21 protein-coding genes, 1 tRNA gene and 2 pseudogenes are annotated in these 21,855 nt (G+C 30.8%); 18 read left to right on the forward strand and 6 right to left on the reverse strand.

Annotated features, from left to right (window positions below):
* Nucleotides 1-45: 45 nt before the first annotated feature.
* Together ACOSP6_RS08780 and ACOSP6_RS08785 are read right to left on the reverse strand one after the other, a co-directional pair.
* Nucleotides 46-966: pseudogene (locus ACOSP6_RS08780) on the reverse strand (DUF4331 family protein).
* 30 nt (nucleotides 967-996) lie between these two features.
* A pseudogene (locus ACOSP6_RS08785) lies at nucleotides 997-1,269 on the reverse strand (DUF4331 family protein); the annotation flags it as partial.
* A gap of 369 nt (nucleotides 1,270-1,638) precedes the next feature.
* On the opposite strand from ACOSP6_RS08785, the gene ACOSP6_RS08790 reads away from it, so the two are divergent.
* From ACOSP6_RS08790 to ACOSP6_RS08800, 3 genes are all read left to right on the forward strand, one after another.
* The gene (locus tag ACOSP6_RS08790; protein ID WP_422095153.1) at nucleotides 1,639-2,022 is read left to right on the forward strand and encodes a hypothetical protein; all 384 of its coding nucleotides are present in this window, start codon (nucleotides 1,639-1,641) and stop codon (nucleotides 2,020-2,022) included.
* A 24-nt stretch (nucleotides 2,023-2,046) separates the two neighbouring features.
* Nucleotides 2,047-2,595, forward strand: a complete 549-nt coding sequence (locus ACOSP6_RS08795) for a hypothetical protein (RefSeq protein ID WP_422095154.1) — start codon at nucleotides 2,047-2,049, stop codon at nucleotides 2,593-2,595.
* A gap of 201 nt (nucleotides 2,596-2,796) precedes the next feature.
* Nucleotides 2,797-3,795: a VOC family protein gene (locus tag ACOSP6_RS08800; protein WP_422095155.1), complete on the forward strand. Its 999-nt coding sequence runs from the start codon at nucleotides 2,797-2,799 to the stop codon at nucleotides 3,793-3,795.
* A 49-nt stretch (nucleotides 3,796-3,844) separates the two neighbouring features.
* Here the strand turns inward: ACOSP6_RS08800 and ACOSP6_RS08805 are convergent, their stop codons facing one another.
* From ACOSP6_RS08805 to ACOSP6_RS08815, 3 genes are read right to left on the reverse strand one after another with little or no spacing between them, the layout of a single operon-like run.
* Nucleotides 3,845-4,870, reverse strand: a complete 1,026-nt coding sequence (locus ACOSP6_RS08805; protein ID WP_422095156.1) for a helix-turn-helix transcriptional regulator — start codon at nucleotides 4,868-4,870, stop codon at nucleotides 3,845-3,847.
* A gap of 5 nt (nucleotides 4,871-4,875) precedes the next feature.
* Nucleotides 4,876-7,170: a CAP domain-containing protein gene (locus tag ACOSP6_RS08810; RefSeq protein ID WP_422095157.1), complete on the reverse strand. Its 2,295-nt coding sequence runs from the start codon at nucleotides 7,168-7,170 to the stop codon at nucleotides 4,876-4,878.
* Between the two features lie 26 nt (nucleotides 7,171-7,196).
* Nucleotides 7,197-7,817 carry a hypothetical protein gene (locus ACOSP6_RS08815; RefSeq protein WP_422095158.1) on the reverse strand — a complete coding sequence of 207 codons (621 nt, stop codon included), beginning with the start codon at nucleotides 7,815-7,817 and terminating at the stop codon, nucleotides 7,197-7,199.
* Nucleotides 7,818-7,947: 130 nt separating this feature from the next.
* On the opposite strand from ACOSP6_RS08815, the gene ACOSP6_RS08820 reads away from it, so the two are divergent.
* From ACOSP6_RS08820 to ACOSP6_RS08890, 15 genes are all read left to right on the forward strand, one after another.
* Nucleotides 7,948-8,244 carry a hypothetical protein gene (locus ACOSP6_RS08820; RefSeq protein WP_422095159.1) on the forward strand — a complete coding sequence of 99 codons (297 nt, stop codon included), beginning with the start codon at nucleotides 7,948-7,950 and terminating at the stop codon, nucleotides 8,242-8,244.
* Between the two features lie 191 nt (nucleotides 8,245-8,435).
* The gene (locus ACOSP6_RS08825) at nucleotides 8,436-9,812 is read left to right on the forward strand and encodes an RtcB family protein (RefSeq protein ID WP_422095160.1); all 1,377 of its coding nucleotides are present in this window, start codon (nucleotides 8,436-8,438) and stop codon (nucleotides 9,810-9,812) included.
* Nucleotides 9,809-10,129 (forward strand): hypothetical protein, encoded by a 321-nt coding sequence (locus ACOSP6_RS08830; protein ID WP_422095161.1) that lies wholly within the window; start codon nucleotides 9,809-9,811, stop codon nucleotides 10,127-10,129. Before ACOSP6_RS08825 ends, ACOSP6_RS08830 begins: the two co-directional genes overlap by 4 nt.
* Complete coding sequence (locus ACOSP6_RS08835) at nucleotides 10,089-10,769, forward strand: hypothetical protein (protein WP_422095162.1); 681 nt, start codon at nucleotides 10,089-10,091, stop codon at nucleotides 10,767-10,769. Before ACOSP6_RS08830 ends, ACOSP6_RS08835 begins: the two co-directional genes overlap by 41 nt.
* A 33-nt stretch (nucleotides 10,770-10,802) precedes the next feature.
* On the forward strand, nucleotides 10,803-11,579 hold the full coding sequence (locus ACOSP6_RS08840; RefSeq protein ID WP_422095163.1) for a zinc-dependent peptidase: 777 nt from the start codon (nucleotides 10,803-10,805) through the stop codon (nucleotides 11,577-11,579).
* Nucleotides 11,580-11,615: 36 nt separating this feature from the next.
* Nucleotides 11,616-12,353, forward strand: coding sequence for a hypothetical protein (locus ACOSP6_RS08845; RefSeq protein WP_422095164.1), 738 nt, complete (start codon nucleotides 11,616-11,618; stop codon nucleotides 12,351-12,353).
* An 817-nt stretch (nucleotides 12,354-13,170) separates the two neighbouring features.
* Nucleotides 13,171-14,532, forward strand: a complete 1,362-nt coding sequence (locus ACOSP6_RS08850) for a PcfJ domain-containing protein (protein WP_422095165.1) — start codon at nucleotides 13,171-13,173, stop codon at nucleotides 14,530-14,532.
* A 57-nt stretch (nucleotides 14,533-14,589) separates the two neighbouring features.
* Entirely contained in the window at nucleotides 14,590-15,981 is a 1,392-nt protein-coding gene (locus tag ACOSP6_RS08855; RefSeq protein WP_422095166.1) for an RtcB family protein, read from the forward strand.
* Nucleotides 15,982-16,173: 192 nt separating this feature from the next.
* Nucleotides 16,174-16,725, forward strand: coding sequence for a hypothetical protein (locus ACOSP6_RS08860; RefSeq protein WP_422095167.1), 552 nt, complete (start codon nucleotides 16,174-16,176; stop codon nucleotides 16,723-16,725).
* 8 nt (nucleotides 16,726-16,733) lie between these two features.
* Nucleotides 16,734-17,426, forward strand: a complete 693-nt coding sequence (gene prfH, locus ACOSP6_RS08865; protein ID WP_422095168.1) for a peptide chain release factor H — start codon at nucleotides 16,734-16,736, stop codon at nucleotides 17,424-17,426.
* 1 nt (nucleotide 17,427) lies between these two features.
* A complete protein-coding gene (locus tag ACOSP6_RS08870) occupies nucleotides 17,428-17,955 on the forward strand; it encodes a tetratricopeptide repeat protein (protein ID WP_348710246.1) in 528 nt (175 codons plus the stop codon).
* A 17-nt stretch (nucleotides 17,956-17,972) separates the two neighbouring features.
* Nucleotides 17,973-18,290, forward strand: coding sequence for a hypothetical protein (locus ACOSP6_RS08875; RefSeq protein WP_422095169.1), 318 nt, complete (start codon nucleotides 17,973-17,975; stop codon nucleotides 18,288-18,290).
* 620 nt (nucleotides 18,291-18,910) lie between these two features.
* A tRNA-Ile gene (locus ACOSP6_RS08880) sits at nucleotides 18,911-18,991 on the forward strand.
* Between the two features lie 302 nt (nucleotides 18,992-19,293).
* Nucleotides 19,294-20,394: a slipin family protein gene (locus tag ACOSP6_RS08885; RefSeq protein ID WP_422095170.1), complete on the forward strand. Its 1,101-nt coding sequence runs from the start codon at nucleotides 19,294-19,296 to the stop codon at nucleotides 20,392-20,394.
* A gap of 2 nt (nucleotides 20,395-20,396) precedes the next feature.
* Nucleotides 20,397-20,960 (forward strand): exonuclease domain-containing protein, encoded by a 564-nt coding sequence (locus ACOSP6_RS08890; RefSeq protein WP_422095171.1) that lies wholly within the window; start codon nucleotides 20,397-20,399, stop codon nucleotides 20,958-20,960.
* On the opposite strand, the gene ACOSP6_RS08895 is transcribed toward ACOSP6_RS08890, so the two are convergent.
* On the reverse strand, nucleotides 20,952-21,527 hold the full coding sequence (locus ACOSP6_RS08895; protein WP_422095172.1) for a phosphatase PAP2 family protein: 576 nt from the start codon (nucleotides 21,525-21,527) through the stop codon (nucleotides 20,952-20,954). The genes ACOSP6_RS08890 and ACOSP6_RS08895 overlap by 9 nt on opposite strands.
* Nucleotides 21,528-21,855 lie beyond the last annotated feature (328 nt).

The following is a 21,855-nucleotide window of genomic DNA, read 5'->3' on the forward strand; positions in this document are numbered from 1 at the left end:
GATTATAATTGGGGATTATACTTAGGGATTATTATAATTCTACTCCTACCAAGGAGAGGCTAAGTAAGGAAAAGAACTCAGGAAATTCTTATCGTTAGCATCTACATGATCATCAGATAATGATGGGTTTTCTGTAAAGTCCTCACCACCAAAAATTAATAACAGTTCAACTGTAATAACGTCGTCTGCTAAAGCTCTACCTGTTAAAACATTCGTTCCGTCATAAAAAGTAGTAGTGCCATCTAATGAAACAGATAAAACATCTGTAGCCAATACACCAGTAAATGCGGCAGCATCTAATCCAAGTGCATTTTTATCACCCATATTAGCATAAGCTGGACTTAGGGCTTTTAAGTTAGTTTCAAACATTGCTTGAAAAGCAGCTCCTTGCTCAGAAGGAATAGTTGTATTGAATTCATCTTTTTTGTCTGAATTTACAAACACCGTATTGATAGCCGGTCTTCCCATTTGGTCTTGTTGTACATAAGTTCCAGAAAAATTAGGTGTAATTGGAACCATTGTTGAATCGGTATCATCACTACAGCTCATAATTGTTATGGCAAATGATGCTAATGCTAATAATTTTATATTTTTTAATTTCATGATGTTTAGTTTTATTGATTATGATCTTACTTTTGATTCTACCCAAGTGTTTATTGTTCCAGAACCACCAATCATAGATTTTGGAACTTCAACTACAATTGAAAGTACATTTGTACCAGCAAATGTGTCAGAACCAGGATCGTTAAACCCAGAAGCGTTTCCAGCAATAATTTCACCGTATCTTGCAAAGTCCATAAAGAATGGATCATCTCTAGGTCCCGCAAAATATTTCATGCTATTTTCCATACCAATCATTGGCTCTTCTCCATATTTAGTAATAACTACTTTTGATTGAGTTACTGAAGTGTCGATAGTACTGTTTAAACCTGTTGATGAAGGAGCATAAGGTCCAAAGAAGTACATGTTGCCATCTCGTGGGGTAGCTTGGATAACTAAATCCTCAATATTGTCTCCATTTGTATCAATATTGAATTCAATCATTGTGTTTTCATCAAATGCTGCGTTCATTGTTTCCGAAGGACTTAATAAACCTTTAACATTTGCAACAAATACAATGTTATTAGTGTCTTCTCCTTGAAAGGCATAAAAATCAGTGATATCTGAAGTTCCACCAGAAACTGCTGGAGCATCGATATGGTCTGCTGCTATCAGTCCTGCGATTGAAGCAACAACCAATAATGCTTTAAATAATTGTGTTTTTTTCATTGTGATAGTTTTTAAATGAAATAATTCGTTTTACAATTCTACATACGAGGTTTTTGAGACCTTGGTTTTTCAAAAGGTGAAAAATTTTTTAAAAAAAGTAAATATGAAAGAAGATGTGCTTGCTTAGAGTGTTGTAATACAGGTGTTTATATTTAAGAATAAATTTCAAAAAAAATGTAATTTTTTTTTAAAAAAGGAATTAATCTTTAAAGTCTGATGGTTATTATTGACTTTATTACTTATAAGAGGATGATATTTTTAGGGGAAAAGCTCCTGAATTTTTGGTGGTAATAACTTTTTAAAATTGTTAAAATTATAGTACTTTAACTGTTCATCATTCTTAAGATGTAATCAACCAAAAATCTAATAATGAAAAGCACTAATGTAAATACGCTACTTCAAATAGTAGCCATAATTATACTATTAATTATAGGTTACTTAGTTTTCAAGTCAAGTTCTAATTGGAAAGTGATTGAAATAGAATTAAATAATGCACGTCAAGAACTAAAAACGTCAAAAGACAATGTTATAAATGCTAAAACTGAGCTAGAGGTTTTCAAAAAAGAGTATGAGCAGATGAAAGCTAAGAAAGATTTTATCATTCACAAACGAGATTCCTTGATTCTGCACTTTAGGAAGAAAAATGCTAAAGACTGGGAAGAACTGCAAAGAATTAAAGACTCTATAAAATTGGTAAATGATAAGTTAGCTAAAGACAGAGTAATTTTAGACGGTCTTTTTGGAGTAAATTAAATAGAACCAAATAAATAATTTAATATGAAAAAAGTAATAATTCTTGTCTTTTTCTTCGCTATGATTTCAAATTTCGCACAGCAGGCAAGAGATTCAGTAAAAGTAATTGAAATTCCAGCTTCTTATGCGAATAGAGTTGGAGAACCCTTGTTGGTTAAACAAGATAGTTTATATCGGTTTAAAACTTCTGAGATCTATTTAGTGAATAAAAAATCATTTTTAGCGATGAAAAGTATATATCAAGCTACGATTGATCAGGATAAAATGACCAAAGAACTTGTAGAAAGATATAGTGCTACACTAACAAGGAATGTTGAACTAGAAAGAAAGCTAAAACTTAATTTTCAAGAATCAGATAGTTTGGATCAAAAAATATATGAGCGAAATCAAATTACATTAGATCGAACTCAGAAAGCACTCGATTACACAATCGAAAGTTTAGATAAAGCTACAAAGAGTTTAGACATTATAGAAAAAGAAGGAAAGCGTCAAAGAAGAAAAAGTATTTTCGAAAAAATACTCATTGGAACGGCTGGAATTGGAGTCGGAATTTTAGTAGGACTCGCGTTTTAAAATTCTTTTAACTTAATAATATAACCCAATACTTTGCTATTGGGTTTTTTGTTTTAACATAATAGTTCAAGCTAATACTAATTCTAAAGTTGCTTAAATTTAACCAATATGTTTTCTTTTTCTTCAAATGTTAAATTTTGTTAAAATGCTATCAATTATTTAATAATATTGCTGTAAATAAATCTAAAATTAACATTTATCATGAAAAACCCTTTCATTAAACAATTCTCAGGAATTGTATTCATTTTGTTTGTTGCTTTTACAAGTTGTTCTAAAAACGATGACTTAATTATAGAGCAAGAGTTGAGTAAAACCAATGTAAAATATGATGCTAGAAGTTCAGAAATGTCAGATATGAACTTAGCCTCTATTTTACACTATAACATCAACGTAAGAGATTTTAATAAATCTAAAAAGTTTTATGAATTACTTGGCTTTGTAGCAGCTATCGATTTAAATATTAATGTTACTGATCCAGTAGAAGCGCAAGGTTTAAATTTACCTCCTTATTCTTTAAAAACCACACCATTATTACTATTTGATCGTTTTGTCATCGATTTGATTAAATTCAACGATCCTTACGATGATGCTTCACCTTACACAGATGAAAGCGCCTTAGGAATAACCACGTTAAGTTTGAAAAGTAGTTGTGTTTGGTGTGATATGAAACTATTGAAAAGAAATGGATATGCTTACGAATTACTTGCCGGAAGCTTTTTAAATCCAAAGAAGATTAAAGTGCAAGATCCGGATGGAAATACTATTTATATCCATCAGGTATATGATGGAAATGTGCCAAATATTTTCGGTAAAGGTTCGGTAAACGGATTGTATTCTACGAATATTAATGTTAGTGATTTACAAACGGCTGTTGACTTTTACAGTGAAATAGGATTTGAAATTTTGAGTATAGAAGATGGAGTTGCTGATATTGGTTTACGAGATGGAAGAAAAATAACTCTGACTGAGTCGGACAGTGAATTAATGCCTTATGAAAAGCTAAATCATTTAGGAATTGCACGTATTGCTATCAATACTGATGATTTAGATAGTGATATCGCAACACTACATGCAAAAGGAATTCAAACGTATAGTCCAGAAGCAATAAAACCAACAGGTCCATTTTCTTTTATCATATATGTAGCTTTTGAAGATCCCGATGGAACCGTAATTGAATTAGTACAAAATACTCTTTTTTAAAAAAGAGATATTTCAATCAACCAATCAACAACCAAGTAAGTCCAATAGTTTACGCTGTTGGGCTTTCTTCATTTGGTGAAATGTATCTATTTCTAGCTCTGTGTAATTGTTTTTGGATTTGTGTTCTTAACTTTTCGGGTTTTAGAATTTCAATAGATGCTCCATAACCTAAAATAACACGTTCCAATTCAAAGTTCGGTTGCACTAGAATATTAAAGATGACACCATCTTCTGTTTCTCTAATAACACGTTGTGTATGATGAAATGGTTTGGTAATTACATAAGGAGCCAATCTTTTTTCAATCCAAAATTCAATTCTTCTCGGCTTTGTATTCGAAACAGTAACTCCAATTACATTTTTAAAATATTCATCTCCATCAATGTTTTTATCAATATAATTAATATCTGATATTTCCTTAATTGCTACAATTCTATCTAAAGCCAAATTCATAAAATCTGATTTATGATGAACAATTAAAAACCAACGGTTATTAAATTCTTTTAACAGCTGTGGATGAACAACGAGTTGACTTTCCTTCCGAGCTCTAAAAGATTTGTAGTTAACTTCAAGTACTCGTTTTTTCTGAATCGCATTATATAATGGATCAATAAAATGTAATCCTTTTAACTGTTCATTCTTATCCAAATGAATAATCGCTCTATTGTTTTTTTGAGAAGAATACACCGAATCTTCCAGTCGTTGTAAAACACCGTCCATCTCTTTAAATAAAGAAAAATCTTTAAACTGACGAAGCACCTGAATAGCATCATTCATCACTTTAACATCATTTTCAGTAACAGGAATATTCATGATAGAATAGCCTTCTTCGGCATATTTGTAATACTTACGTTGATAAACTTCAATAGGAGCATTATAACCCAATTTATCACTTCGCATCATTTGAATATCTAACTGAACAGTTCGTTTACTAACATACACATCTTTTCCTTCATATTCATATAAAGCATCAGAACAAGCATCAATTAAATCATCCAAAGTCCATTTACGCATCGTGTTTCGTAAACATTGATCAATGGTTTTGTAGCGAATAAGTGCGTTTTTATTAGAAGCCATAATAGTTACTTACAATAATTGCAATATGCATTTTTAATCAATGGATATCGTAAATTTTGAAAATCTTTTTTAATCCATTTACACCACCTTTTTTTATTTTTTTTCAAAGCTTCTTCAACTATTGTTTCTCTAAGAATATCATTAGAATTACTTTTATCTACCATTAACGTTTGCGCATAAATAAACAATGCATCTTCATTTAATTGATCATTTAAATAGGCTTTAGCAAGTAGTTGTAAAGTTAAATCATACCTACTCCATTGATTAAAAAACAAAGCTAATTTTATATCATCCTCTATACTTAATGATTTTTTCTTAAAATAGTTACTTATGTAATCAAAGGACCTTGAAATCATAGGATAATCATTAATCTGAGCATAGTATTGAATTATAGCCATGTGATAATTTAAGTATAAAGCGTCATTCCCTTCAGATTTTTCTATTTCTGAAAACAAATGGTTGACCTTTTCTGGGTGTAATACTCTAGCAAGTCTTTCATTATCTATATCCCAAAACATTAAAAGTTCTCTAGTAGTTATTGTATAAAGATTTAATAAGTTTTTTTGAGCATCTTTTGATAGTTTATCTGCCCTTTTGAGCCAATAATTAATATAATATATGATAAGATCAGTTTGATATTGCTGTATGTTTTTTATAATTAACGCTGAGGTGTTTTGTACTAATTCCTTTTTGTGTATTAATCTGTCTAGAATAAAATCTTGTTCAAGAATATAACCAGCATTTTTTTGTTTGTATAAGTTTACTAAAGCTACGTTGGCCAAATCACTATTTTCATGAAGTAGTGCATCAATCAAATTATAGGTTGCGTGATTCTTATCTGATGTTGTCCAAATTCCTTTTTCATAAATAATAGCTTTAGATTTTCTTTGTTGTTCAAATTGGTACTTGAATAAGCTTTTTAAAGTAGTATTGGCATATCGTCTTTTTTCTTTTTTGGGTTTTTGTAATTCATTTAAATATCCGAAAACTTCTAATTGAAAATCAAACAATTCCCAGTTTTCCTTTGATTCAATTGAAATTTTATGATGTAATTTACCGTAATTTTTATGTAAGTAGTTTTTAATAAATAAAGCTCTTTTGTCAAAAAGATACTTGTTGTTAGAATAAGTACCGTCAACAGAAGTATAACTTTTAATATCAATAGTCTGAATACTATTTGGATTAATCGTGTCCGAAGTAATTTTACTCGCTGTTATTTTAGAGGAACCAAAGTCGAAAAATATTTCTTTTACAAAAGAGATTCCTTCTGTTTTTAATTGGATTGAAGGAGTAAATAATTCTGGTTCAATAGGAATTAAACCATAACGAGAACGAGGGATGGTTATGGGAACTCTGTATTCACATCTATTACCGTTATTAATTAGAATAAGGTTTGCAGATAGTTCCTTTGTATTAAAAGATATCGGTATTTTACCTAAAGACACTTTTAGTCTAAAAGGACTTAGTGCTTTATTTCTTGAAAGTATTTCATCTTTATAAACAGGTTTCAATAATACCCCATCATAAATCGGAGAATCGTCTAATTTATTACTTTGATTGCAAGCAAATTGTTCGTTTTTTACCAAATCGATGGCTAATCCATCATTTTTATCTTTGAAAATTTTTTTAAAATAATAGAGATTATGATATCTAAAAATTATTTCATTGTCTTCAATACTGATATTATTTCCGAAACTTGCAATAATATTACTGTAATCTAACATTTCCATACAGTCATCATAATTGTCACCAATACCAAAGGAGTTGTTAGAAAACTGATTTTGAATTTTAAAACTTTTCGTTCCGAAGTTATGTGTAGCATATATTTGCTTGGTTTTTTTATAATAAGCAAAACCAAATCCAGAATGGGTAAATTCTCTGGAAATCATGTTTTTATAATGGCCTTCTGATTTTTTCCATGAGTTAAACATTAAATTTGCAAGTAATGTTAGTTTTCTTTTTGTGAATGGTGGTTTTATAGATCTTGATTTAAGCACATTTTCTCCAAATCCTGTAAAATCATTTGAGTATTTTTCAATTCTATGTTTGGGGGTTACAAATTCACTTTCTAATTGATGGTGAGTTAGTTTGTTTTTCTCACACATATAACTAGCGTGAAATTTTGCAGCACTGTCTAATTGAATATGTTTTTCAAGAGGACCAATGTTTTTTATTTTTCTGAGTGTATTGATTTTTTTAATCAGTATATCGGATAAATAACTTTCTTCTTCGTTAGTCAGTTGAGAATACAGTTTAAAAGATGAACTTATAATAGCAATTAGTAGTAGTAGTTTTTTCATAGAAAGAAGCATTTCAAAAACAATGCCTAAAGCTGATTTAATTCGTTTTGAAGGTTCGTTTTCGCTTGTTGCTCATATTTTTCAATAAAGCTATCAGTCTTAAAAATAAAAGGTTTGTCAATAAAATGTTGTAGTACTTTTTTTCTACCTTGTTTGTATAATAGATTGGGAACGAGTTTGTATTCAGTCCGAATTAACTTCGAATACTGTTGATATACTTCTGAAGACTGACCTAAAATTGCTAAATCAAAATCAATTAAATATTGAGAATCTAGATGTTCACTTTCATGAGTTTTTGTTGCAATAATCTGTTCTTTAATAATCTCTAAACTTAATTCTGGTAAAAAACTACTCAAAACTTCTATGGCAAAATCTGCGCTTTTCTCTTCGTTATCTTTTTTCCAAATGTTATAAATAATATCATGATAAAAAATAGAAAAAGCTACTACATCAGGTTGTTCAAGATGAGTCCTATAATCATCAAAATAAGAGAATAGTTCTTCTAAATGTTTAAGATTATGGTAGGTTCTGTGTTTTTCAGTGTACTTTGATTCTATTGATTTCCATAAAGAAGAAATCAACGTAATATCATTTGTAAAACGACTTAATAAGTCGGTAAAACGTTCTTGTAAAGTCAACTTTTTCAATTAAATAGTTTGCTTTACAAAAATAAAAACTAATTTTATACAGACTTTAAAAGGAATAAAGTTATTCGTTCTTTTACTTTTTGTTCAACAATAGTCTTTGAATTAATGTTTAATTTAAATACAAATAATTATGAATTGGAAAATTCAAAAGCTATTGAATGGAGAAACAATTATCTCTAAAGAGCCAGGAAACTCAATGTTACCAATTTTGAAATCTAGACAACCTGTGGTTTTAGAACCTGTGGATTGGCAAGATTGTAAGGAAGGCGATATCGTTTTTTGTAAAGTGCGGGGAAATTGTTTTACACATTTAGTAAAAGGTAAAAACGACAAACGAGGATTAGTAATAGGTAATAATCGTGGACATCTTAACGGATGGACGAAAAATGTTTATGGTATAGTAACTGAAATCTTACCATTTAAGTAGTGCTGATAAGCACTTTTTTTATTTCTAGACTTTTCTACTCTCAAATAAAATTCAAAATTTTTTCTAAGTAATTTTTATTACGCAAAAACATTGCGCAATATTGTAAAATATTTGCAGTCTGATTAAGAAAAAGAAAACGCCGTAAGTGGGGAAATGCTATGAAGAAACAAAACAATTTAAAACAAACAAAAATGAAAATTACAGGAAAAGATTTAATTGAAATGGGATTTAAACCAGGAAAGTGGTTTCCAGAAGCTATGGAATATGTGAATTCAAATGAATTAACAAATCTTCAAATCGTGGAATATTTAGAGCAATTTAGATCTGCACCTGAGATTCCATTATTAGAAGCGCCAGCAAATTTCAGCATTAATATCAAGGCTGAAAACGAATTAGAAGAAACTAATGTAAATGCTGTGGTGAATTCAATGGAAGTCCTAATGAAAACTCCAACTTTAGTTAACGGAGCGGTAATGCCAGATGCTTGTCCTACTGGTCCAGCTGGTAATATTCCTGTAGGTGGAGTGGCAGTAGCAAAAAATGCAATTCATCCGGGAATGCATAGTGCAGATATTTGTTGTTCAGTGATGCTAACAGATTTTGGTAAAGCAAATCCAAAGGATGTATTAGATGCTGCTCATAGTATTACACATTTTGGTTTCGGTGGAAGATCAAGAGAAAATCAGTTTAGATTTCCGTCAGATTTACTTGAAGAAATCGAAAACAACAGATTTTTAAATGGTCAAAAAAGTGTCGCTGCTGCGCGTTCACATTTAGGAACACAAGGAGACGGAAACCATTTTCTATTTGTTGGAAAATCTAAAAAAACCGGAAACACAATGTTGGTTACACATCATGGAAGTAGAGGTTTTGGAGCTGGATTATATAAAGAAGGTATGAAAGTGGCTGAACGTTTTAGAAAAGAACTTTCTCCACAAACGATGAAACAAAATGCATGGATTCCTTTTGAAACAGAAGAAGGAAAAGCATATTGGGAAGCCTTACAAATTATTAGAAAATGGACTAAAAAGAATCATGAGGTTTTACATGATGCAACTTTAGAGAAGTTAGGAATTGAAAAGGAAAATAGATTCTGGAATGAGCATAATTTTGTGTTTAAAGATGGTGATTTATTCTATCATGCAAAAGGAGCTACACCATTAGATCCTAAGTTTATGCCAGATATTACCGGACCGAGATTAATTCCATTAAATATGAGTGAGCCAGTATTAATTGTTAAAGGAAAAACGACGGATGGTAACTTAGGTTTTGCTCCACATGGTGCGGGTAGAAATGTGAGTAGAACTCAACATAGAAAAAGCAAAACAGGAACTTTTGAAGAGATTTTTGAAGAAGAAACTAAAGGCTTAGATGTGCGTTTTTTCTCAAATGAAATTGATATTACTGAATTACCATCAGCATATAAAAATGCAGAAATAGTTCGTAACCAAATGGAAGAATTTGGTTTAGGAGAAGTAATTGATGAAGTTATGCCTTATGGTTGTATTATGGCAGGAGACTGGCAAAAGAATGCGCCTTGGAAACGAAGAAGAAATAGAAGAAAATGAATATAGACGAGTTAATTGATATAATAGATAGTAATCTTCCAGAAAGTCAACATTATTTAAATCTTTTTAATGCTATAAATGATTGGCCTGATGAGATTAACGAGGTTTCTGAATATTATGAAGCGGTTAAAGAATATTTGAATATTGAATCAGAAAACGTTGAAGAGATTAAAAAGGCTTTTAGATTAGTAAAGCATAAGGACTCTGACTTTTGGAAGTTGGAGTCTCTATGTGAGTTGATTATATTTTTAAATTGTGAAAAGAAAAACTTAAGAAATGAAAAAAGAAAATTTATATCAAAAGTTATTGTTTCTTAAAGAAGAAATTCTTCAAAGAAATTTAAATCATTATTTAGTTCGTTTCAAAAATGAACATCTTGAAGAGTTTGCGAATAATCTATGCTCGTTTGATGGGGATGAAGAGTTTTTAAATAAGTTCAATCTGCCTTTTTTTGATGAAGAATTTAAGATTGATCGAAGTGAATCATTTAAAGAGTTTTTATTCTTATTCAATGAAGAACAATCAGAGAATGCTTTGAGAATTCAAAAAACAAAGATGGAAGATTTTTTAATTGTATTAGGTCAGCGTCTCACTTCAGCCAGTGTAAGAAATGAGAAAGCAATTCCTCCGTTAGATAACGATTTATTTATCGCTAGTTTTCAATTGTATAATAGTCAAATTAGCAAAGCAGTTAGAGCTTTTGAAAAACATTCAGAAAGATTTGAGAAGAACTTTTGGGGAAAAGTAAAGGGGAATCCAAAACAGAAAGAGGGAAAAGTTCGAGAAATATTGAAATTTGTCTTTGAACATAAAACGTGGTGGAATGTGTATTATCATTTTCAGCATGAACTTGTTTATGAAATTAGAGTAGCTTCTGGCCATGGTGTTCGTTGGAAAATGAGTAATCTAGATTTTATTGGTTTTGTTGAGCCTTTTCTAAATTCGGAAAACATTTAATTTCCTTAATTTTACCAACAAAGAAAAAGTATTTTGATCTACATAATTATTACTATCGCGCTACTCCTGATTATTTATTTGTCTCAAAAAAAAGAGAAGAAATCCCAAGAAGTTGTAAATAAAATTGAAATTCAAGAACATTGGTATACAATTCTCGAGGAAAATGTACTGTTTTATCAAAAGTTAGGTGCTCAACAACGATTACATTTTAAAAAGAGAATCCAATCTTTCTTAAATAGTATTGAAATTGTCGCAGTAGATTTTGAATTGGAAGATTTAGATATTCTTTTAGTTGCATCAAGCGCAGTAATTCCGGTATTTGGTTTTAATAACTGGATGTATCCAAATTTGAAAACTGTTATTATTTACCCAGATTATTTTAATGAGAATTTGGAGTTTGCTGCAAAATCTGATAACAAAACTATTGGTGGCTTGGTCGGAAATGGAATGTTCGAAAACAAAATGATTTTATCTAGACGCGCCTTGCATCATGGTTTTTTGAATAAAACAGATAAAGGAAATACAGGAATTCACGAGTTTGTTCATTTGTTAGATAAGCTTGACGGAAACATAGATGGAATTCCAAAAGCATTAATTGATAACGAGAATCTACTGCAATGGTTAGATGTGGTTCATGATAAAATGGAGGCGATTAACAATGATGATTCTGATATTAGAAACTATGGAGGAACATCTAAAGAAGAATTTTTTGCTGTTGCTTCTGAGTATTTTTTCGAGCGCCCAAAATTATTACAACGTAAACATCCCGACTTATATAAAATGTTACACGACTGTTTTAATGTAGATTAGGATTTCATGAAATTATAGTGATAAAGGTAACATGTTATGGAGATAATTGTAAGAGCACTTTTTGAATTCAAAGATGAAACTTATAGAGTTAATTCCCTTGATGAAATAATAGTATTCTTAGAGGAACTTCAAGATTTTACTCAGTATAATTTTATAGTTTTTAAAGTGTATTCTGAAGAACAATATGAAGGAATAAAATTACATAAGAAAGATGAAATATATTCTATAGAATACTTTAATCAAACAGAATCAAATTTTGATACGATACAGATTTATACTATTTCCGAGTATTTTAGTTATGTCCGAAGTTTTCTGAATGAAAATGAAAATAAAACGAGAGAATTGTTCGATAAATTAACCCTTCAAAATAAGAAAGAACAAAAAATAAAATATGAAAAATGGAAAAGGGAAAACTCTCAATTAAAAGTTTCAAATAAATCTAAGTTTATAAAGAATATTATTATCGGGTTGTCCTTAATGCCATTAGCGCTATATGTGTTGAATTTATTTTACACAGGAGATTATAAATTTATAGGTCAAGAAACTGAGATTATCAAAGCAGAGATTTATAAAACAAATTGGGCTCATGCAGCAGGTGGAGGATATTATCAAAGAATTTACTATAAATTTAAATGTGATGGAAAGAGTTATAATGATATTACTAGGATAAATAAGTTTGTTGGAGAAAAAAAAATTGGAGATAAAATATTATTGAAAGTTTCAAAATCAGACCCAATGAGATATGTAATCTTAGAATATTTAACTTCTAAGTAGTTTTAAAAGTCAATTTAAAATCAATCTAAGGACTTTAATCAAATAAAAATGGCATATTTGCCATCAAATAAGTAATAAAACGATAAAATATATAACCTATGACAATGCAATTTGATTACATAATGGACGCCCAAAAGCGATTTCTATGGTGTTACAAATAGGTTATTGTAGTATAAAATCACTTAAAAGCGTCCAAGTTGTAAAATTTGGACGCTTTTTTTATGAAAAATTTTCAAGCTATTGAAAACATCCTGTGAAGTACTACATAGTTCTGCATCAGTAGATTAGTTATCTGAAGAAATTCGGACAGGAATTCTATTCTATAAAAACAACATAACTATTTGATTTTCAACAAAATAAATTCAAAAAAGATTTGCGTAATTCAAAAAAGCCTCACATCTTTGCATCGCAATTATGCAACAAAACAATTTTAAAACGAAGTACATATGTTTAGTAAAACAGTAAAACAAAGTATTACAACAGAACTAGGTTCTTTAGTATACTCGCTTCGTGACTTCAGTAATAAATAGAATACCAATCTAATTATATGAATAGTCCGAAGCCAAATTAAAGTTTCGGATTTTTTTATGCCTTTTCCAAAAGTAGTTTAAGCAAAATTTCGAAACTCAAAAAGATTCGACAATACCCTTTTTAGGAAGAATTGATCTGTGGGAAACTCTCAAATAACTAGCTATCGTGAGTTTTCTGAATGAAGAAGTATTTGCCAAAATTAATCGCTAATGCAAAAAATCAACATGTATTGGCTTAGAAATTAAGTGGCTTTACGTAGACAATAATCTAGTAAAGAACTTTAAAAATGAAAACGAATTGGAAAACACAAAATGTAGAGAACCGTCAAAGTAGTTTTATTCAACTTGTTGAAAAAATTGATAGAGAAAACAATAAACCAACACGTTATAAAAGAACTATTGAGACCATGCTTCTTGAGTTTTTTGGAAAAACTAGTAAGAAGCGCTATACTTGGAAAAGAGAGACTTTTAAAAGGCTATTAATTCATTTGTATAATCAAAAATGTTATGCAATACTAAGAGATTATTACAGTGTAGAGGTAGTTCATAAAATGAGTTCTTTCGGAAATAAAATAGTGAGAAACATAGAAGACTGGAAGCAAGAAGGTTTTGAAAAGGAAGAACAGTTAAAGTCATTAATACAGCACTGTTTTGCAATTTATGAAACACCTGCTTTTTTGGAGAGTTCATTCTTTAGAAGTGATAAAAAATACATGCTTTGGTATATACAAATAGGAAGAGGAAAAAGCATTAAAGAGTTATCACAAATGCCAGTACAATTAACAAGTAAAATGGCACACGAATTTAGAAATGCTCCAGCTTTTTTTGAAGCAAACCAAGCATTACGATATGCACAAGCACTCGGGTTTGGAGCTTCAGTAGAAACAGCCAAAACAATAGGTTTTTCAAGACTTTCTATTATCAGAGAAAGTGAAGAGAAATTTTGGGTAACAGTGGTTCAGTTTTTTGCAAAACAAAAAGGATTAGTTAAAAATGAAGTTGATCAAATAATCGATTATTTGTCATATAAATATCGAGAAGATCAGTCATTTTCAATGAAAAGTAGAACACTAAATGCACTATTAAATCAAACCAGAGAGTGGCATAGAAATGTATACAAAGCTGAAATAGGTGAGGTGTTAACTTGGAAACCATCGGGAATAAAACCTTTGTATGTAGAGGAAGTTGAGGAAGGTAAAAAAGTAGTTTATAAAACTGTTGAGTTATTAAACTCAGTTGATCTCTACGAAGAAGGAAATGAAATGCATCACTGTGTTGCCGAATATGACGACGATTGTAAAGATAAAGCATGTACAATCTTTTCATTACAGCGTCAAGTTGAAGGAGAACCGATGAAACGTATGGTAACCATTGAAGTAGGATTACCTGAAAGAGAAATCTTGCAAGCACAAGCAAAGTACAATGAAGAGCCAGATAAGAAGTCTGCAGAATTGATTGACTTATGGATGACAAATGCAAAGATTAAAAAGCCAAAAGCTGTTTCATACGGCGGACCAGTAAATGTCGTAGAAGGTGAAGTTTTTAATGCAGATCATATTCAAAGTTCTGAATATGATACAGGCGAAGTGATTAGAGCAGTCTTTTGGATTTTGTATTTCATTTTTAAGGTAATGCTGTTTGCCAGATAAAAGAGAAGATGATGATATTGAAATTCATCTTCTCTTCAACAGAAAAGATTAGAAATAATGGGAAAAAAATTAAAAGGAAAAGACCTAATCAATTTAGGATTTCCAAAGAATAATAGCATAAACATCGCCTTAGGGCAAATTAACCGATATAGAAAAAAGGAAAAGAAAGATCGCATTTTAGAAGAAGCAAAAGACGTGTTGCTTCATCCAGAAAAATATCAAGGGAATGCGATTTGGGGGAAAGTTGCAGAAGGTTTAACAAAACCAGTAGAAGTGAGAATGCATCAATTACGTAATACAAGAGCACCATTTTCAATTTATGGGGAAAACGAAATTGACGATCAAGCGAAGTATCAATTGTACGATGCATTAAAATTACCAATAGCAGTGCAAGGCGCATTAATGCCAGATGCACATTCGGGTTACGGTTTGCCCATAGGAGGTGTTTTAGCTACAGAGAATGCTGTAATTCCTTATGGCGTAGGATTAGATATTGGTTGTAGAATGGCATTAAGTATTTTTCCAATGAAGGCTTCATATTTAAAAGGGAAGCAGCATCAAATGGAAAATATTTTAAAAGATCACACCAAGTTTGGAATGTATGAAACCCATGATAAAAAACAAGATCATGAAATTTTTGAACGAAAAGAGTTTCAAGAGATTCCTTTGGTTAAGAGATTAAAAACAAAGGCCTATAACCAATTAGGAACTTCTGGAGGTGGAAATCACTTTGTGGAGTTTGGAATTGTAAATATCGTAGATGAGAATAATGAATTCAATGTTCCAGTTGGTGAATATGTTGGATTGCTAACACATAGCGGATCAAGAGGATTGGGAGCTAACATAGCAAAGCATTACACCTATTTAGCAACAAAACAATGTCCGTTACCAAAAAATGTTCAGCATTTAGCGTGGTTAGATTTAAATACGCACGACGGACAAGAGTATTGGTTGGCTATGAATTTAGCGGGAGATTATGCAAAAGCATGTCATGATAATATTCATAAACGAATTACCAAGTTGTTAGGTGTAAAACCATTGACTATGATCGAAAACCATCACAATTTTGCTTGGAAAGAACAAGTAGATGGGATAGAAAGAATTGTTCATAGAAAAGGAGCAACACCAGCAGGAAAAGGAGTTTTAGGAATTATTCCTGGATCTATGACAGCACCAGGATATATTGTTCGTGGTAAAGGTAATTCAGATAGTTTACAATCAGCATCTCACGGAGCAGGAAGGAAACATTCTCGAAGAAAGTGTAAAGAGAAATTTACAAAAAGCGATATCAAACATCAATTAAAAATGAATGATGTTAGTTTAATCGGTGGAGGAATTGATGAAGCACCAATGGCGTATAAAAACATTAAAAAAGTAATGGGAAATCAACAAGAATTAGTTGATGTCGTTGGAACATTTACACCGAAAATCGTGAGAATGGATAAGTAGTTTGAGTGAACAGTTATCTCAGTGAACAGTTATCAGTAAACTGTGTGCAATGTCAGTTCGAGTCCAGTTGAGAACTATTTATAAAATATAAATCGTCATTACGATGAGAGTAACAAAGTGAAAGGAAGAAGTAATCTGTAAATAGATAAGCAGGTTGCTTCATTTCACTCGCAATGACAAAAACAAAATACTATGGGAGCAAATCATAACACAAAAAGATACGGAGAATTATGGCCTGATTACCGAATAGAATTAGGCTTAAAAATATTAGAAAAATTAAAGCAATGGATTATTGTTTCTGGAGGATGGGCATGGCATTTTATGTCAGAAATGAATCATAAAGAATATAAGCATGCTCATGATCATAAAGACATAGACATTTTTGTGAATCCGAAGAATGTAGGAATCGTAATGCAGATTTTATTGGAAGAAGGATTTCAAAAAGTTTGGACGAGATACGATAAACTACAAAGTGATGAAAACTTTAGACGATACGAAAAAGTAGAATGGTTAGATATTGGAAGAGAAGTAAGAATTACCATCGATTTTTTTGAATCAAAATCGCTTAAGACTATAGAAGTGAATGGCTGGAATGTGGTTGATCCACAAACCTTATTGAGTTTCTATTCAAACATTCATTCAAGTGATAAATGTTGGGCGGTAAAAGGAGCATTACAATTAGTATCGGAACATAAAAATCCAGTTGGTAATCCATTGTTATCAGAAAATCCTTTAGAAGGATAGTTTAATACATGGAAACAAAAACAATTCAGTTTACAGCAGGGCGTGGTCCGGCAGAATGTACTTGGGTAGTTGCAAAAGTTTTAAAAACGTTCATTAAAAATAGTTCGAATGAGGGAATATCATATACGATTCTGCATCAAGAAAAAGGAGTTGAGAACGGAACAGTTCAGTCTGTTTCATTGCAACTTAAAGGTCAAAACCTAACACTCTTTTTAAAAGATTGGTTAGGAACAATTCAGTGGATTGGAAAATCAACTTTTAGAAAATACCATAAACGTAAAAATTGGTTTATCGGTTGTTTTGAATTAAAGGAGTTGAAGACTTTAGAAGTTTTTGAGAGAGATATAGAGTTTCAGGCAATTCGTAGTTCTGGACCTGGCGGTCAGCATGTAAATAAAGTGAGTTCGGCAGTTCGAGCAAAACATATTCCAACAGGAGTACAAGTACTAGTTTCAGAAAGTAGATCGCAGCATCAAAATAAAAAGTTAGCGATTAATAGATTAAAAGAACAGTTGGCAAACTATAATATTCAGCAATTACAAAAGAATATTCAAGACGAATGGGAAAATCATTTGAATTTAGAAAGAGGTAATCCAGTTCAAATATTTACTGGCACAGATTTTAAAATTCAGAAGAAAAAGAAAAATTATAAATCAAAACGCGGTCAATTAAAAAGTGATTTGCGAAAAGAATTAAACTAAAATGAAAACACTAACGAATAATTACATTTTTAAGGCATTGGATGCATATCCTTATGAATTAGAAGAGGCAATCGAGGCGTTAACCTATGCCTTAGCATATGATGAAAAAAATGTTATGGCTTTATGTTTAATGGGAAGGATTTATGCAGAACGATTACATGATTTTGAAAAAGCTAAGGAATATTATGCAGAAGCAATCACAGAAAATATAAATGCTTTTCATGTATATCCACATTACATCAATGTATTGCTATGGAATGATGACAATCAAGAGGCGGAGAGATTAATAGATTTTGCATTAACAATTAAAGGTGCAGACAAAGGAGTTTTATACGTAAAGAAATCTCAGTATTTAGAAAAATGTGGAGCATATAAAAAAGCGTTGAAAGCTTTAAAAGAAGCGAAGCGAGTTACTTATAATAATGACTATTTATATACGATTGATCAAGAAAAGGAACGTATAAAAGGGAAGATGCCTAAAGAGAAAAAGAAAGAAAAAGGTAAAAAAGAAAAGAAAAAGAAGAAATAATTTTAAAATCAATAATTATGAGAAGAGAAGTTTTACACAGGTTTTTACAGAATACAGATAACACGGGAAGATTTATTGTACAATCTAAGATTACAGGAATCACCTATTATGTAGAACCAATTGATAGCGGAAAACCTGATAAACTGTGGGGAGATGTAGATCCAGCTACGAAAAAGCTAACCGGTGATTATGGGAACATTCGAAGAGGAGCTGTTAAACCTTCCGAATCTCTAATTACTGAAGAAAATGGATTTGTAAATATCAATACATTCAAAGGAAGTCCGCTTGCGGAAATTGATCGTAGAGATAAAATTTACGAGAAAAACTATAAATAATTTTCACTACGCAAATACAATGCGCAATAACACAACATATTTGCAGTGTAATTATGAAAAAGAAGAATAAAAAAGCTTGTAAAAGCGAAAGTAGAAAAAGAAAAAGCCTCATCATAACAAATGGATTATGATGAGGCAAATTAAAATCCTCTTTAGCTCAAAAGGAAGAGCTGTGGTAAAAGACCTTTGTTTCGTAGCCACGGAGTGATTGGATGATGTTGTTAGTAACTTGCATACTAATGAATAGAATTTGCAGAAGCACCGAAATTAAAAGTTTAAGAGTAGGGAAGCGCATTTAGAGCCAGTCAGCCTTATTTTTAAGGAGTATCAGTTCGAATCTGATAAGAGGAACAAAAAAGTTCATTAAAATATTTAAAATATCAAACGAGTCTTGTTGCGTGTTTCTGTATAACACCATTGTGTACAATCGTGCAAAATTTGTATTCGCTTTTGTATATGCAACTTGATTTGAAGGTTTCGATTATTAGCCAAAAAATAATCATCATTCTATAGGTCACGGGTTCGATTCCCGTCATAAACATAGTTTATGTAGTTCAGTTGGCAAGAACGATAGATTTTTTAATTCGTGGGTTCGAATCCCACTCCCGAAAATTCGGGATGGCGAAATGGTAGACGCGCTAGACTGATAATCTGGTAATTGAGGTAAGCCTAACGGCGAATCGGTTCGACTCCGATCCAAAGCTCATCATCTTGTAAAACTGATGTTAGGAAAGAAAGTTGGTATGTTCTGAATGAGTTCTTAAATGAACACTTTGACAAGAACTTTGAGATTTTCAATACTAAAACTAGAAAGTAATAACTTTTTACAAATCAGTTGAAGTCAGATTAGATTTCAATCCATTTTTAAAAACGAATTATCGCCTTTTTTTAGATTGTTTATTTCCGTGCTTTGAAAAGAATTTAGACATATCGCTTTTATAAAAAAATTAAATAAGAGTGTTTTAGTATTCACTAAAACCAAACAAAAAATAAAACTAGAAAAATGAAAAGAGTAAGAATTAATGCAGGAAAAGTAGGATTAGTTTTCAAAGGAGGAGACTATCAAAAAGTAATTACACAAGGAAAGCACTGGTTGTTTTTAAACCAAAACGTAGTTATGTACGATTTAACTCAAGAATTTAGAACATCAGTAGCATTAGAGATTTTATTAAAAGATGAGGTTTTAGCTAATATGTTAGAACTTGTTGAAGTTGAGGATAATGAGTTAGTATTGGTTTATGAAAATAATAACTTCAAAACTACATTACAGGCCGGAAGATATGTGTATTGGAAAGGTTTGGTTGACAGAAAATTCAAAAGAGTTGATTTAAATAAAATTGACATCACAGAAAATATTGAGAAATCATTATTTAGAAATTACGAATTATCAAAATATATCAGAGTATTTGAAGTAGCCGCTTATGAAAAAGCAGTATTGTTAGTAAATGATGTGTATACGAAAACCTTAACAGGTGGAACTTACAGATTCTGGAGAAACGATACTACAATCAAAATTGCGAAAGCCGATACAAGACAGTTACAAATGGAAATCGCAGGTCAAGAGTTATTAACAAAAGACAAAGCAAATATTAGAATTAACTTTTTTACTCAGTATAAAGTTACAAATATTGAAAAAGCACTTTTAGAAAATAAAGACTTCGAAAAGCAATTGTACATATTAATGCAATTAGCATTAAGAACTTATGTTGGTACTTATACTTTAGATGAGTTATTAGAGAAAAAGGAAAACATTGCAACTGCTGTGTTTGATCAAGTATCTAAAGAAGCGGGTCAATTAGGTGTCAAGGTAATTAACTGCGGAATTAGAGATGTGATTTTAACTGGAGACATGAAAGAAATCATGAATCAAGTATTAGTTGCACAAAAAAGAGCGCAAGCAAATATTATTACCAGAAGAGAAGAAACTGCTTCAACAAGAAGTTTATTAAATACGGCTAAATTAATGGAAGACAACGAAATGTTGTTTAAGTTAAAAGAAATGGAGTATGTTGAAAAAATTGCTGATAAAATTGGAGAAATTACAGTTTCTGGAAACGGTAATATGGTGAAACAGTTGAAAGACATATTCACAGTAAATAAATAGAAATGAATAAGAATAAAATTATAGTTATAGATATAGAAGCTACTTGTTGGGATGGAAAAATTCCATCCGGACAGGTAAGCGAAATTATAGAATTTGGTATCTGTATTTTAGATACCGATACAGGTGAAATTTCTAAGAATAAAGGAATTTTAGTACAACCTGAACGATCGGAAGTGAGTTCGTTTTGTACAAAGCTTACTACAATTACACAAGAACAATTAGATAAAAACGGAGTTTCATTTAAAGAAGCTTGTGATATAATTAGAAAAGAGTACAATCCTAAAGAATATGTTTGGGCGAGTTACGGTTTCTATGATTTAAAAATGATTAAAAACCAATGCAAAATTAGAAATGTTGAATATCCGCTTTCACACAAACATATCAATGTCAAAGAATATTTTTCTGAAGTAAAAGGTTTACCTAAAAAAGTAGGAATGAAAGGAGCTTTGCAAGTTCTTAATATCAATCTTGAAGGAACTCACCATAGAGGAGTAGATGATGCTAAAAACATAGCAAAGATTCTAAATTGGGCAATCAAAAATGATGTAAGTGAAAAATTAATCTAAACTAAATGTAAATTTTAACGTAGGTGTGTCATCAAAAAAGCTAGGAGAAACAGCTAGTTTATTTTCAAGATTAAACGGTTTTGTAAATATATAACTCATACCGGTTCCAATAATAGCACCTGCAATAACATCTATAGAATCGTGTTTTTTGGCTTTAATGCGAGAAAATCCTACATAACCAGCTAACACATAAGCAGGAGCTCCATATTCCCAACCATATCGTCTTTGAATAAAAGCAGCACTTGCGAAAGAAACAGAGGTATGTCCTGATGGAAAACTATTTAAACTTTCTCCATTAGGACGTTCTTTATCAATTAATAATTTTAACCCCCAAGTAATAGCAATTGTACTTATCAAAGATTCGGAGAATTGCAAGGTTCCTTTTTGACCGTCTTTCCAAATAAAAGTTGAAGTTAACGATAATGCAGGAAGTAACCCTACCAAAACATCACCGGAAGTTTTATGAAATTTTTCTGAAGAGTTTAACGGTTCTTGAGTAAAAGAAAATTGACTGTTAAATACTATTAGTAGTATAAGAATTAATTTAGGGGATATTCTTTTTATCATTTATTTGACCTTCATATGTAACCCGAGTTTTTGTAAATATATAACCCTGATTAATACCATTTTACTTTATTTCAAAGTTAACGCTAATCTGGAGCGTAGCAGATTAAATATTTTCAGAATACATCATTCATTCGGTGAATGACTTAAAAGTTAAGTCGTAGTTTAATTGAATGAAACAATACTTAAGAAAACAGGAAGCTAAAACGGAATGTAAATGATAGTCTGAAGAAAATCGTCTTAGTATATTTATTTTCAATTCATTACAATTGATAAAAATTCATGTTTCTTAAAATAAATTTACCAATAATTTAATAATTCATTTCAATAG

The sequence above is a fragment of the Tenacibaculum sp. MEBiC06402 genome (assembly GCF_049239625.1).
Classification (GTDB): domain Bacteria; phylum Bacteroidota; class Bacteroidia; order Flavobacteriales; family Flavobacteriaceae; genus Polaribacter.